Raw genomic sequence first — 14920 nt, 5'->3', positions numbered from 1 at the left:
CGCCGCAGTGGGTCGGAGCACTTTGGGGAGCGTTGTGGCCAAGAAGAAGTTGATTGAGGTCGCGCTGCCGCTCGAGGCCATCAACGCGCAGTCCGCGCGTGAAAAGTCCATTCGGCATGGACACCCGTCAACGCTGCACCTGTGGTGGGCCCGGCGTCCGCTTGCGACTGCGCGAGCGGTGCTGTTCGCGCAGCTCGTCGACGATCCGTCGGAGCGCGCGGACGAGTTCCGGAGAGAAGCGGTGGATGCTGAGCTGAGCGACGTTGACGCGCATGTCGCTGCCCGCGTGGATGCAGAACGCCAGCGTCTTTTCAATCTCATCACGCGCATGGTCGACTGGGACAACCTCGGCGACGAGGAGCTGTTCGACCATGTACGCGCCGAGATCCGCAGATCCACCGACGGCAACCCGCCTGCGATCCTCGATCCCTTCGCGGGCGGCGGGACGATCCCGCTCGAGGCACAGCGACTCGGGCTCGAAGCGCACGCGAGTGATCTCAACCCCGTGGCTGTGCTTATCAACAAAGCTCTGATCGAGTTCCCGCCAAAGTTCGCAGGGCGCGCACCGGTCTTCCCTGGCGCCGAGGGCACCCGCAACTCCTGGCCGAAGGCGACGGGGCTTGCCGAGGACGTCCGCCGCTATGGCGAGTGGATGCGCGACGAGGCTGATCGCCGCATTGGACACCTCTACCCGAAGGCGACGCTGTCCGACGGCACTACTGCGAACGTCATTGCGTGGATCTGGGCCCGAACCGTTACGTGCCCTAACCCTGCGTGCGGGATCGAAATGCCGCTCGTGCGCTCCTGGTGGCTCGGAAAGAAGAAGGGCAAGGAGGCGTACGTCGTCCCTTCGGTGGTGAACGGTCGCGTGGAGTTCGAGATCCAACATGACCTCAAGGCTGCGCCGACCAAGGATTCGGACGGAACCGTGGGACGGTTAGGGGCACGGTGCGTTGGCTGCGGTAACGCGGTGCCTCTCGAATACGTCCGCTCTCGAAGCCGCGACATCGGTCTTGGCGCACAGTTAATGTCGGTCGTGGCGGAGGGATCTCGGGCGCGCATCTACCTGCCCGCGGACCCGGGACACGTGCGCGTGGCTGCCGATGCGACCGCCTCGGACCTGCCTCCCGGTGAGCTCTTCGACTGGCCGGGGCGAATTAATGTTGTTCGATATGGATTAACAACATTCGCGTCCCTATTCACGAACCGGCAGCTGGCGGCCCTGACCACGTTTAGCGATCTCGTCGGCGAGGCGCGCGAGCGAGTCCTCCATGACTCCATCGCCAGTGGCGTTCCTGAGGGCGACCGTCTCGAAAAAGGAGGGACGGATGCCGCAGCCTACGCTGATGCCATCGCGACCTACCTCGGGTTCGTCGTTAATAAGCACACCGCGCGCAACAACACGATGTGTGGCTGGGAATCCGGAATGGACCGGCTTCGAGGGTCCTTTCAGCGGCAGGCAGTTCCGATGAGCTGGGACTATGCCGAGGCGCATCCGCTAGGCCAGGCTGGGGGCGGATTCGGTGCCGTGCTCGAGTCGGAGTGCGAAGTCCTGGATGCGCTGCCATCAGCTGCGTTTCCCGGCTTCGCCGCCCAGGCCGATGCAGCCAGCCGTGGGTACGGGTCTGTTGCTATTTCAACCGATCCGCCCTATTACGACAACATCGGATACTCGGATCTATCTGACTTCTTCTACGTGTGGATGCGTAGATCGCTCCGACCCATCCACCCGAATCTGCTCAGCACAATGCTCGTTCCAAAGGCTGAGGAGCTCGTTGCGAATCCGTACCGGCACGGTGGCCGCGACGCTGCACGAACGTTCTTTGAGGACGGATTTGAGGACGTCTTCACCAGGGCTCGGGTTGGCGCAACTGAGGACTACCCGATCACCGTCTATTACGCCTTCAAGCAGTCGGAGACCGACTCCGGCGGCACAGCATCGACCGGCTGGGAGACCTTGCTCGCGAGCATGGTTCGTGCAGGGTGGACCGTTACGGCTACGTGGCCGGCGCGATCCGAGATGGCAAGTCGAATGATCGCGTCGGGCACGAATGCCCTAGCTTCTTCGATCGTCCTCGCGCTCCGCCCACGTGACGAGAATGCTGCAATCACCGACCGTCGCGGATTCCTCGCAGAACTGAAGTCCACCCTCCCCGAGGCGCTTCGTAACCTGCAGCAGGGGAGCGTCGCGCCGGTCGATATGGCACAAGCAGCGATCGGTCCGGGCATGGCGACGTTCTCGAAGTACGCGCGCGTGGTCGAGCCATCGGGTGAGCCGATGAGCGTCCGTGACGCGCTGCGGGCGATCAATGGCGTGCTCGATGACTCGCTCTCTCAGCAGGAGGGCGACTTCGACGACGACACCCGCTGGTGCGTGGCGTGGTTCGAGACTCATGGTTTCGAGGTCTCGCAGTATGGCGACGCCGAGACTCTGGCAAGCGCGAAGAACGCATCGGTGGCAGGGCTCGCACGATCCGGGCTGATCTCCAGTGGTGGCGGCAAGGTCAAGCTCTTCGCACCGGATGAGCTCCCCGTTCGATACGACCCCCGCGCCGACGACCGCATCTCTCTGTGGGAGGTCGTGCTGCACATGGCTAGGGCACTCTCCGACTCAGGTCTCGACGCGGCGGGGCGAATCCTCGCCGGTGCCGAGGAGCGCGGCATCGATATGACCGCAGCACATGAGCTCGCCTACCTCCTCTATGCCATCTCCGAGAAGCGTGGGCTCACTCAGGCTGGCATCCTGTTCAACACGCTCGGCTCGTCGTGGCCCGAGGTGCGAGCCGCCGCGGTATCCACGAGCGAGCGCCCCGTCGTTTCGGCGGCGCCCACACTCGATTTCGACAACCTGGAGGCGTGACGGTGGTCTCGAACATCGAACGAGTCGGCCGCGGCCTCGACACACTTGCGGAGGCGCTGGAGCCCTTCATCGCGCGTGTCCTCGTTCCCCATCTGCCCGAGGGCGTCACCGACTGGACTTGGCTGCTCGAGACGAAGGATGGGGTTGCGGGCAAGCACTATTCGCCGACCGACCCTCAGGTGCAGCTCCGGGCGCTCACGGAACCGCTGGGATCGCTCCGGTATGCCTTTAACGGTGAACTTGCTCGGGCCGAGCAAAATCTCGCGAGTGAGCTCCGTAGCGTGCGTGACGCGTGGGCGCATAGGAAGCCGTTCAGCCCGGACGATGCCTACCGGGCGCTAGACACGATGGAGCGTCTCCTCAAGGCGATTGGTGCTGTGGGCGCGGCCGACGGCATCAGACGTTTACGGCTCGACGTGCAGCGGTCCGCGTACGCCGATGAGACGCGACGCGACACGCAGGTCGGCGCGGGCATGCCAGCACTGTCGTCCACGAACCTCGCACCCTGGCGCGAGGTACTGCAGCCGCATTCTGATATCGCGGCCAACGACTTCGCGCGCGCAGAGTTCGCCGCGGACCTCCATCAGGTCGCGACGGGCGCCGAGGCATCCCGCGACTACAACGACCCGATCGAGTTCTTCCACCGTACGTATCTGACCGAGGGCCTCAAGGCTCTGCTGGGGATCGCGGTGAAGCGCATTGGGGGCGACATGAACGCCGCGCCCGTCGTCAACCTCCAGACCGCGTTCGGTGGCGGCAAGACCCACTCGATGCTCGCGGTATGGCATCTGTTCAGCGGTCGTGAGATCACCGACTTCCCGCAGAGCACCCAGGACGTCATCCGCGAGCTCGAGATCGATCCGGCGATCGTCGGGCGGGATGTGAGGAAGGTCGCCGTCGTCGGCAACGAGCTTTCGCCTGGCCAATCGTGGACGAAGCCCGATGGAACCGAGATCCGCACGATCTGGGGCGAGATCGCGTGGCAGCTTGGCGGCGCCGCAGCCTACGCGCAGGTGGCCGGAGCCGATCGCACCGGCACCAACCCCGGTGCCGCGATCACCAAGGTGATCGCCGATCACTCACCGTCGGTCATCCTCATCGACGAATGGGTCGCCTACGCCCGCGGCCTCTATGGTCAGGAGTCGCTGGCAGGCGGCAGCTTCGAGACGCAGTTCTCATTCGCGCAGCAGCTGACCCAGGCCGTAAAGGAAGTGCCCGGCGCGCTGCTGCTCGTGTCGATCCCGGCATCCGACATCCGTCGCGACGACGACACGCCCGTTGCCTCCGACCTCGAAGTGGGTGGTGCCCACGGACGCGCGGCGTTGGAGCGCCTTCAGAACATCGTCTCTCGCATCGCCCAGCCCTGGACGCCCGCGAGCAGCACGGAGTCGTTCGAGATCGTCCGTCGCCGGCTCTTCCGCGAACCGGATGCCGAGGCTCGGCGCCGAATCGACGCGACCGCGAAGACGTTCGTCGAGTACTACCGCAGAAGCGTCGGGGAACTCCCGCCTGAAACGCGGGAGCCGGCCTACGAATCCCGCATCCGTGACGCCTATCCGATCCACCCGGAGCTCTTCGACAGGCTGTACGGGGACTGGTCGACGCTCGAGAAGTTCCAGCGCACGCGCGGCGTACTGCGGCTCATGAGCGCGGTCGTCCACGCCCTGCACTCCGCAGGCGACGACTCGCCGCTCATCATGCCAGGGTCGATTCCGCTCGACTCGGCAGGGGTGCGCGACGAACTCACCGGGTACCTCGACGAGGGGGACCGCTGGAAGTCGGTCGTAGAGAGCGACATCGACGGCGCCAACGGAACCGCGATACACATCGACCGAGAAAAGCCGCTATTCGGGAACCGTGCATTGACACGACGGATCGCTCGGGCGACCTTCATTGGATCGGCTGCGACGCTGCGCTCGAGCCACAAAGGGATCGAGCGCAAGCGCATGTTCCTCGGCGTCGCCATGCCCGGCGACACGATCGGCAACTTCGGCAGCTCGCTGCAGCTCCTGACCGAGCGCGCGAATTACCTTTACGCAGAGGGCGACCGTCATTGGTTCGATCTGCAGGTCTCGCTCAACCGCACCGTTGCGGAGCGCGCGCAGTCCTACTCGGCTGCGGACGTCGAACGGTTTATCGTCGATCGCCTGCGGCGGCAGACGAAGAACCCTGCGATGTTCGCGGATGTGGTGTACGCGCCCGCGGACTCCAGCGAATTGATCGAGTCCGACAAGGTGCGCCTTGTGATCGCGGGTCCTGCCCACACTCACGACGGCAAGAGTTATGACTCGAAGGCTCACGCGTTCGCTTACGGCATCGCCTCGACGCGAGGGAATGCACCCCGGCAGGGCGTCAATACCGTCGTCGTGCTCGCGCCTGATCAGGCCCGCTGGAGTGACCTGGAGCAGGCGTCGCGGCAGTATCTCGCCTGGGAGGCCATCCACAACGAGCGGAAGATCCTCGATCTCACGCAGGGTCAGGTCGAGACGGCATCGCAGCGGATCACGGTGCTCAACAAGACGGTCGAGCAGCGTATACGGGAGACCTGGATCTGGGGAATTCATCCGCAGCAGCCCGACGCGGGAGCGCCGTGGGTGACGTCGCAGATGAAGGCCGACGGCGCCACCGAGTCGGTGCTCCTCACCGTCGGCGACCGCTTCGAGAAGGCCGACGCGGTGATCACCCAGTTCTCGATGCAGTCCATCGGCGTCGAGCTGCAGAACAGCCTTCGAAGCAGATGGAACTCGGGCTCCATGCGCGTCGACGAGCTCTGGGACTATCACGTCCGATACCCCTATCTGGCGCGACTGCGCGACAAGCGGGTGCTGCTCGACGCGATCGCGGGAGCGATGACCGACCCGGCATGGGAACAGCTCGGTTTCGCTCTTGCGGACGGGTACGACGCCGACAGCGGCGACTTCATCGGGCTACGGGTGCCCATTGAGGATGCCGCGCCCCCCGCGATTACCGACTCCATGCTGCTCGTAAGCCCGCGACTGGCGGTCGAGCAGCGTGTGCGGGAGAAGGAGGCGGCGAGGAACATCGTGACGCCTCCGCCGATCGACCGCATTTCCCGAGGCGGTGCTGGGTCGGGGGCCAGCGGCGGGGGAGACGTGCCGCAGCCTCCTCGGCCCACGGTGGTCAGGAATGCCCGCTACGCGGGAGTCGTCGAACTCAAGCCCGGCGTCGACTTGCGGTTCCAATTCGTGCAGCTGGCAGAGGAGCTTCTGGAGCACCTTCGCAACGCCGGACCCGACACACTCGAGATCCGGGTCGAGATCGACGCGAGTAAGGCCGACGGTTTCCCGGATGCCGTGACGCGCACCGTCAAAGAGAACGGAACGCAGCTCGGCCTGTACCCCAACCGCTTCGAGGACATCTGATGATCGGGGTGGCGCGCGTCACGAGGGTCAGGCAGACCTCGCCGGATCCGTCGATCGCGAAGGCCGTCGGGCGCCACCACACCTTTGAGACGGCGATCGCCGACCTCGTCGACAACAGCCTCGACGCCGATGCTTCGCGGGTGCTCGTCCGGTTTGTGGAGAGCGATGGTGCGATCACCGGACTCCAGGTGATCGACGACGGCCGCGGCATGGACAGCGACCAGATCGACTCCGCCATGCAGTACGCGCGCAAGCGCGCCTATGCGGACGGCGATCAGGGACACTTCGGTCTCGGACTGAAGGCCGCGTCGCTCAGCCAAGCGGACACGCTCAACGTGTACTCGCAGACGTACGGGGCATTGCCAGCCGGTAGGACGATTGGCGCAGACAACCCGACCAGCATCGGCGACCTGGATCACGACGATGTCGCCGGTGTGCTCGGTGGCCTGCGGGTCGACTTCCCGCTGACCCACGGCACCGTCGTCGAGTGGGTGGGGCCCCGGACCTTCCTCAGCAGTCGGAATCAGCGAGATCGGGAACAGTGGCTCGAGCAGCGGATCGCGGCGCTCAAAACACATCTCGGTATCGTCTTCCACCGCCACCTCGCCTCTTCGAGACTCGCGATCGCCATCGACGTGTTCGACAAGCAACTCGGGGAGTCAGGTGTGCCGCGGAAGATCGCGCCGCTCAATCCGTTCGGCTATAAGCCTTTGCCGAACGACAGATTCCCGACCGAGCTCGTGTACTCGATCGACGGGACCACGGGCGTTGCGGTGGCACATGTCTGGCCCGCTAGCCAGGCCGGTCTCCCCGAGTTCCGGTTGGGGGGTCGACCCGGAGGATTGGCCCAGGGCCTTTACTTCTACCGCAACAACAGACTGCTCCAGATCGGGGGGTGGAACACGCTGACCGTCGACAGACCCGAACTCGAGTATGTGAGAATCGCGGTCGACATCGACGGACCGCTGGGGCGTCACGTCACCATCAACCCGGAGAAGGCGGGGCTTGAGCTCGATGCGGACGCTAAGGGTGCGCTGATGGACGCCCGGCTCGCGCCTGACGGATCCTCGCTCAGCGCTTACCTCGCGGTTGCGGAGTTGCGCCGGCGTGAGAGTCGCAGGTACGTCAAGGCGCCTGTAGCGCTCGTCTCGCCGCGACGCGGGCTGAGCGCATCTATGCGAGCAGCGTTCGAGGAGTCGGTCGAGACGGTCGACGCGGATCCGGTCGACATCCGTTGGTGGGTCGACCCGACGGAGTCGCCCGTGCATTTCGATCTCGAGCGCAGGACCATCTGGCTTAACAGCGCGTATCGCGCGCTGATCACGGGCGCGGACGGCAGCGACAACGAAGACGCGCCCCTTATCAAGACGCTGCTGACCATCCTCTTCTCCCGGTACTTCGAGGGCTCGTACCTCGGGTCGCGTGAGAAGGCCGAGCTGGCGGCGTGGGACCAGTTGTTGACGGCCGCGGTCCGGGACGAGTCCGCACGCCAGGAGAAGGAGCTGAGAGACGATGAAGACCTCTGACGACAATCCGACGCACCTCGATCCGACCACGGTCGAGGAGTACTTCCGTCTCGGCGCGAAGACAGCCTTCCCCTTGCACTCCTCACCGCCCGTGATCATGGAGATCGACCCCGGGCGGGAGGAGATCGAGCTGCGGACGCCTGTCGCGGGGTCGGAGCCGGAGGTGACCTCCTTGGAGCGGGTGTCGCTCTCGCGGATTCGTCGCGACGGTGCCGATTGGTTCCGCCTGGTCGTCGACGCGCGCGACATGCACTACGAGGCGTACGTCCTACTCGAGTCGATCGTCGACCAGTTGAAGTCCGGGGCATCCTTCCGGCACGCGGTCTCGGAAGCGGTCGCCTCGCTCAAGGACCTGCTCGCCGGCCGCGCCAAGCTCACGGAGGAGAAGATCCTCGGGCTGCTCGGCGAACTCATGGTCCTGAACCATACGATCGATGGCCTCGGCGAAAGCGGCGCCATCACAGCCTGGCTGGGGCCGCTCGCCGAGGAGCACGATTTCGCGTTCCCTCACTTCGATGCCGAGGTCAAGACGACGAAGTCCGAGTCGCGAGTGCACGTGATCGGTTCCGAGACCCAGCTGGGACCGGAGCCCGGGCGACCGCTGTATCTCATCTCGATCCAGATCACCCGTGCCGGGCTCGCCGAGCAGGGCTTCACGCTGCCCGAGGTCGTCAGAGCGACGCGTGCGAGACTCGACCAGACGCGCCGCACGTTCGATGCCGCTCTGGAGGGGCTCGGGTGGCGGGACAGCGACGCCGACTTGTACACAGTGAAGTATCAGCCCCGGTCGACGCCGCGCGCCTACCTCATAGACGATCAGTTCCCCGCCATCACGTCGGCACGGCTGGATCAGGTGGTCCCGCAGCGGACCCATGTCGTAAGCGTCACGTACCGTGTCAACGTCACCGATCTCGACTACTCCGCGATCGGCGCTCCGCTCAATGACTTCTGCGAGGCCCCTGAATGACTTCCTTCGTCGACCCGAAGATCGCGTCCGCGCTCCAGAAGGTGCTCAACCAGATCAGGGACACCGGTCCCGAGGAGCTCCTGTGGCGCGTGCAGGGCGAGCTGCGGAAGACGCCGATCAACGCGTCCGAGAAGGACCTCTCCGCCGCGGTCGCCGTGTCGGACCTCAATGATGACGTGCGCCGATCGATGCATATGGCGCTCGCCATGTGGGACTCCGTCGCGACAGCAGAGTGGATCCACGACACCAAGCCGGGAACTCCCAATCGTCGTGAGCGGATCTACGAACTGCTCGAGATATCGGACGCGATGCGCGAAGTCCTCGACAGAGAGTTCCCGAGCGCTTCTCAAATGGATGCCATGATCGTCGATCCGAAGAACTGGACGCCCTGGTACGACGAGGAGCGCAGGGTTGCGCACGACTTCTACTGGCGTGCCTACCGTGGCGTTCTCGAGGCGAAGGGGTGGGATGTCGACGCCCTCGCGACGCTAGACCGCTCGACGACCGAGATCGTGCAGAGGCTCGCCGACCCGAGCGCGCAGAAGGGCTACCAGACCAAGGGTCTTGTCGTCGGGCATGTTCAGAGCGGCAAGACGGCGAACTTCACTGGCATCGTCGCCAAGGCCATCGATGCCGGGTACCGACTCGTCATCGTCCTGACTGGCACGATCGAGCTGCTCCGAGGACAGACGCAGCGCCGTCTCGACATGGAGCTCGTAGGCGAGGAGAACATCCTCGACGGTGCCGATCCCACCGATGCATCGGCCATCCGTGACATCGACTACGTCGGTACGCACGACGCGGACTGGTACGCGGGCAGGTTCCTCAGACACGGCCAGGATGTCCACTCGCTGCCCGAGGTGCCGGCCATCAAGCGGTTGACCACGGTGGATGCCGACTACAAGAAGCTGCGGCTCGGTCGAGACGCGCTGGACTTCCGTCGGACGGGCGAGCTGAGAGACACGGGCAAGCCGGTGTACGCACCGGAGAACATCTACTCGGTGGACGCACGCATCGCGATCATGAAGAAGAACACTGCGTCGCTCAAGAACCTTCTGCACGATCTCAAGAACATCCGTGCGGAGGGCCGGGAGATCCCCGCCCTCATCATCGACGACGAGGCCGATCAGGCATCCGTCAACACGGTGAATCCGCGATCGAAGAAGGAGATCGCCGCCGAGTCCAAGAAGCGCTCGGCGATCAACAAGCTAATCGCCGAGCTACTCCAGGAGCTTCCTCGGGCCCAGTACGTCGGGTATACGGCAACCCCCTTCGCCAACGTCTTCATCTCGCCGGACGACTCCGAAGACCTCTTCCCTAAGGACTTCCTTGTAAGCCTTCAGCCCTCCTCGCAGTACATGGGAGGGCGATACTTCCACGACCTCTGGGGCCTCGACGCGACCCAGAAGGGCGACCCCGCGCACTCGAACGAGGCGGCGTTCGTGCGAGACCTGACCGCGGACGGAGACCAGGATCCAGCGGCGGAGGAGCGGGAGATCCTCGAGGCCATCGACGCATTCGTGCTCACCGGCGCGATCAAGAAGTGGCGAGAGTCGCAGGACGAAAGGTTCGGTTTCCGCCACCACACGATGCTGGTGCATGAGTCGGTCCGGACGACCGAGCACTCCGAGCTCGCGGCCCGCTTCCGGATTGTCTGGTCGCAGGGTGCCTACAGCAGCCCGGCGGGGCTCGCCAGGCTCCGCAGGCTCTACGAGTCCGACTTCCTCCGCGTGCACGACTCGCGCGAGTCCTGGGCCGATCTTCCGTTGCCCGGATCGTTCGATGTGCTGAAGCCCTATGTCGGCGCGGCCGTCGATGAGATCACTGCCGACAACGACCCCGTGGTCGTCGTCAACGGGTCCAAGGACAGCGACTACAACGCCATGGATTTCCAGATCCGCCCGTACTGGCGGATCATGGTGGGCGGCGCGAAGCTGAGCCGTGGGTTCACCGTCGAGGGTCTGACAATCACCTACTACCGACGTCGTGCCGCCGCGGCCGACACGCTCATGCAGATGGGACGCTGGTTCGGGTATCGCCCGGGATACGGCGACCTCGTGCGCCTCTACATCGCGCGGAACATCCTCGACGGTCGCGGTAAGTCGTACGACCTTTACGACGCCTTCACCTCGATCATCGAGGACGAGGAGGAGTTCCGCGATCAGCTGCGGAAGTTCGCAGAGATCGAGGACGATGGCCGACCCGTCGTTCGCCCCATTCACGTGCCCCCGCTCGTATTCCAGCAGCTGCCGTGGCTCAAGCCCACAGGGGCGAACAAGATGTACAACGCGGTCCTGAAGTACGAGGGCGAGGGCGGGGTCGTGAAGGACTTCAACGCCCACGACGATCGCGGCGACGGCAGCCGGAACGCTACGCACTTTGCCGCATTGAAGCCCCTTCTCGCAGGGCTCTCCGATCCCCTCGAATTCAACGGCGTCGCTGGGACTTCCTTCAGGGGTCGTGTCGCGATCGCGTCTACCGAGGCGGTGCTTGCTGCCCTCGGTGAGATCAGGCTTTACTCGCCGGATCAGCTCAAGCCGACGATCAGCATGATCCACAAGGCCGCGGACGAGGGGAAGCTCAAGGACTGGGCTGTCATCGTGCCGGTGCTCGACGAGACCTACCAGCGCGAAGTCGACGGTACGCTCGTCTCCGTTACCGAGCGGCAGAGGCGCAAAGACCGGCCTGGCTACGCAGGCAGTGAGCGCCGACACCGCGCGACGCTCGAAGTGATCACGCAGAAGCCTGACCCCGGTGCCGCGGCCGGCCCTGATGCCGAAGCGCTGTCGACGGCGACGAGGGGCGCCATTCTGCTCACCTTCGCCTATGACCCCGCGATGACGGCAGATGAGATCGCAGAGGGCCGCGCGGCGGCTGAGCGGGTCAAGAGGGCGTCGTGGCCTACGACGATGACGAGCGAAAGCGTTGCGACGCTCCTTTCGATCGCCATGCCGTATGCATCGGCGCCTCGCGGAAGGATCGGATTCACCGTGCGGCGCGAAGACAACGCCGACAGCGCGATCGTCGATCGGGATTGAGGTCGCCGGCGCGGGGCGTCAGCCCTTCTGCCGAAGAGCCTCGACGATCCTGTCCGCGACCAGCGCCGGTGGCTCGTGCTCCCAGAAGCGGAGCACGAGCCACCCCGCGGCGCGAAGTGCGTCGTCGGTCTCGCGGTCGCGCTCGACGTTGCGGCGGAGCTTGGGTTCCCAGTACTCGGCGTTCAGGCGTGGCTGCGTTCCGTGAACAGGACAGCAGTGCCAGAAGCATCCGTCGATGAATGCCGCGATGCGTTGGCGGGTAAACACGATGTCCGCGCGCCGCCGTTTACCGAGGGGAGCGAAGTCGACGCGGTAGCGGAGACCTCGCCTGTGCAGCAAGCTGCGCACGGCACGTTCTGGGCCGGTGTCACGTCTGCGATTTGCTCGCATCGAGCGCGCAGTGCCCTCGGAACTCGCCCAAGACATGATCAGACCGTAGCGGCTCAAGGTCGCCGCTCTGAACAGCTCCGCTTCGCACGTCGCGGTGGTGGTCGCGCTAGGGGGACCCGAACCGCCAGCTCCGTCCCCGCGATCCCACGCCAACCAACAGCGATGCACGCAAGCACCCAGGGCGACGGAAACCGTTTAACAGCACTCTCCCACACATATCTTCATTCCGGAAACATCCCTGGATAATAGGCAAAACACAGCCCACGCTGGCGGCATGCGCGGAGGCCTCAAACGCTGGAAGCGAGGTGTCGAATCTTCACGGGTTCGACAGGCAACCGTCTACGCGCTCTAGGGCACCTGCGACGCTCACCTGCTGCACTCCCCAGCGGGCCGGCGCCAATCTCACGATCGCGCCGCGCCACCCCGGATGCCGAAGCGACGCGTCGCAGTAGAGGAGGCGGGTACTGGTCGTGTTGCGGCGAGAAGCAGCTGAAGGTTGACTGCGGATTGCTAATCACGGCCGCGCGGTCCTGATGGCAACCTCGGCGTCGAGCAGAACGATCAGTTCCGAGCACCCGTCTCGAACGTCACTCAGATTGTTCTCGGAAATCACTACTCGGTTCCCGCTCAGGTGGACGCCCGCATGATTAAACTTCGTGACTAGCGATGACCGCTTCCGACGCTGAAAACGTGTGAGTTCTCCGAGGCCGTGAGCGATCGCGTTGCGAACTTCAATCAGTGTCTCGACCTTTGCCCAGTTGGGCTTGATGCCGTACCAGCTGTTGTAAGCATCCTTCATTGCCGGCCACGAACTGATGGCAGCCGTGGAAGCCTTATCCCAGACGAGGCCTCGAATGGGACTGCCGTCGGGGGCCACCTCGGCTTCGGCTGCGTCCAACAGGCGGTCGGCGCAGAACGTCTCCGTGATTGAGATCAGTCGTAACCAGGTCGCTTGCCGTTGCACCTGAACGCCGTCGAAGGCAGGGTCACCCAGTCTTGGCTTTGAGTCGCTACGCTCGGGTGTCGCCGATTGAATCCTGTGCAACCCGAGCGTCAGGTTCAGCAGACGCGAGGCGCTCTCCGCCCGCTCGCTCGCCACCGGCGGAAGCGTCATGACTTCAATTCCTCGAGCAAGATCCGTTCGAGGCGATCTTCAGCCGCATCCTCGGCCGCCTGGAAGTCAAGCGGCGCCATGCCCGTCAAAACCAGGGTGCGCCATGCCGGTCCAACCCGATCGAGGGCGCGGCCGAGAACTGCCGCGTCGCCGCGGCGGAGCCTGCCGAGCGCGGCCGCCGCCGTGGCAGCGAGCGCGGAATCCTCACTCGAGACGCATCGCTCGAGCCATTCGTAGTGTGAGTGGTCGGTGCGAGCAGGACGGACGCTACCCGCCGCCTCGGCGAGCCAGATCTTCTGCCAGTCACTGAAGCTCGCTTCTTCGACGAGAGCGTCAAGAATCCGTCGAATTGCAGTCCTTGCGGCGGGGCCCGTCTTGCCCAGCTCGACGATGTAAGCAGTGACCTGAGGAGTCAGTGCCGGCTCGAAACGGAGCACCACCGACAGGCGGTCCAAGGGCGTTCTGTTCCCTGCACGACCCAGAATGGGAAGTGCTCTTTCGAGTAGGGTCTCGCTGATTGCCGCGGCAGTCGTTGATACACGCTCCTCGGACCCGTCCTCTTCCAGCCATAGCTCCCACGCCCGCTCCGCTGCGCGGACCTGCTCCGGCGCGACGTCGCTAGTCACGTCGGTTTTGATCGCCTCCAGCACGTCATCTTCAAGCACTGGCTGAGCGACCGACGCAGCAAGCGTCCGGACAACGTCCTCGGCAGAACCGGCGGCCTCATCGGAGTAATCGGACAGGAACAGCAGCGAGAGGTCCTCAGAGGACCCGTCAACGTCCTCGAACAGCTCCTTCTCCGCCTTAGCGAATGCATCGAGTGAAAACAGATAGTTCACGGAAGTGTAAGTGAAGGTCTTGCTCTCATTCAGCGTGAGCCCGAGCGTACGAACCTCTCTAGCGCACGCCTCCAACGCTGCCCGGGCGTCCGCCAATGTTGCGGAGGCGATGCGAAAGTCGTCCGCATAAGTGGTCACATGATATCCGGCTCGCCGCAAGCGACGGCGCGCGGGGTCGATATACGTGTCCCCAAGGATGTCGCTCGATTGGTGAACCTGCGGCAACCCGACGCGTCGGCCCATCACCGCCCCGAGCAGCTCGATCAACGCCGCGACAGCCGTCGCCTCGCCGGTCTGTCCTTCCAGTTCTACTGCCAACCGATTGTGATCGACGTACTCGTAGTAGGACGCGACATCGGATTTGCTGACGTACCGAGTGCCAGGGACTAAAACCGGCGCCTTCTTGAAATCAGCGTTTGGAGTTCGCTTGACGATGTGCGGCGGGAGAGATTCGGCTATCAGGTCGACGAGCGCCCGGAACAGCACCCTGTCCGACAAGCTCATCTCGGTGATGGGGCGTCGCCCTGGCCGGTTCTTCTCAATGAAGACCACATAGCCTGGATCACCGAACAACCCTCTGCGGTAGCGATTACGGAACAATGTGCGCAGATCCTCAGACCTGCTCGAGAGGGCGAGCCGATCTGGTCGACGGGGCATCAGGCGGTTCGACATCGACAACTCTTTGTCGATGGCCGCCTTCAAGTCCAGTCGATCGAGAAGCTGCGTATCAATAGGCATGACTCACTATCTCAGTCGCACAGCGCCGATGGGCGGAAGGCTGCCTCGACGGCGCGCACGCCGCG

General features: G+C 64.5%; 8 protein-coding genes. 5 read left to right on the top strand and 3 right to left on the bottom strand.

Annotated features, from left to right (window positions below; genetic code table 11):
* Positions 1–34 precede the first annotated feature (34 nt).
* The 5 genes from MRBLMI1_RS13725 to MRBLMI1_RS13705 are packed head-to-tail and all read left to right on the top strand — an operon-like array spanning position 35 to position 11774.
* Positions 35–2860 carry a DUF1156 domain-containing protein gene (locus MRBLMI1_RS13725; protein WP_367733793.1) on the top strand — a complete coding sequence of 942 codons (2826 nt, stop codon included), beginning with the start codon at positions 35–37 and terminating at the stop codon, positions 2858–2860.
* Entirely contained in the window at positions 2857–6243 is a 3387-nt protein-coding gene (locus tag MRBLMI1_RS13720) for a Swt1 family HEPN domain-containing protein (RefSeq protein ID WP_367733791.1), read from the top strand. The genes MRBLMI1_RS13725 and MRBLMI1_RS13720 overlap by 4 nt, the downstream gene beginning before the upstream one ends.
* Positions 6243–7769 carry an ATP-binding protein gene (locus MRBLMI1_RS13715; protein WP_367733790.1) on the top strand — a complete coding sequence of 509 codons (1527 nt, stop codon included), beginning with the start codon at positions 6243–6245 and terminating at the stop codon, positions 7767–7769. The genes MRBLMI1_RS13720 and MRBLMI1_RS13715 overlap by 1 nt, the downstream gene beginning before the upstream one ends.
* A complete protein-coding gene (locus MRBLMI1_RS13710) occupies positions 7756–8736 on the top strand; it encodes a PD-(D/E)XK motif protein (RefSeq protein WP_367733789.1) in 981 nt (326 codons plus the stop codon). The genes MRBLMI1_RS13715 and MRBLMI1_RS13710 overlap by 14 nt, the downstream gene beginning before the upstream one ends.
* Positions 8733–11774 (top strand): Z1 domain-containing protein, encoded by a 3042-nt coding sequence (locus MRBLMI1_RS13705; RefSeq protein ID WP_367733787.1) that lies wholly within the window; start codon positions 8733–8735, stop codon positions 11772–11774. The genes MRBLMI1_RS13710 and MRBLMI1_RS13705 overlap by 4 nt, the downstream gene beginning before the upstream one ends.
* Positions 11775–11792: 18 nt before the next feature.
* Here MRBLMI1_RS13705 and MRBLMI1_RS13700 read toward each other — a convergent pair whose 3' ends face one another.
* The 3 genes from MRBLMI1_RS13700 to MRBLMI1_RS13690 form a co-directional block, all read right to left on the bottom strand.
* Entirely contained in the window at positions 11793–12200 is a 408-nt protein-coding gene (locus tag MRBLMI1_RS13700; protein ID WP_367733786.1) for a very short patch repair endonuclease, read from the bottom strand.
* A 478-nt stretch (positions 12201–12678) separates the two neighbouring features.
* Complete coding sequence (locus tag MRBLMI1_RS13695; protein WP_367733785.1) at positions 12679–13278, bottom strand: hypothetical protein; 600 nt, start codon at positions 13276–13278, stop codon at positions 12679–12681.
* Positions 13275–14855 carry a reverse transcriptase domain-containing protein gene (locus MRBLMI1_RS13690; protein WP_367733784.1) on the bottom strand — a complete coding sequence of 527 codons (1581 nt, stop codon included), beginning with the start codon at positions 14853–14855 and terminating at the stop codon, positions 13275–13277. Before MRBLMI1_RS13690 ends, MRBLMI1_RS13695 begins: the two co-directional genes overlap by 4 nt.
* Between the last annotated feature and the right edge of the window lie 65 nt (positions 14856–14920).

Source organism: Microbacterium sp. LMI1-1-1.1, from assembly GCF_040815675.1.
In the GTDB taxonomy this organism is placed as follows: domain Bacteria; phylum Actinomycetota; class Actinomycetes; order Actinomycetales; family Microbacteriaceae; genus Microbacterium.
This window is presented reverse-complemented; position numbering and strand designations above follow the sequence as displayed.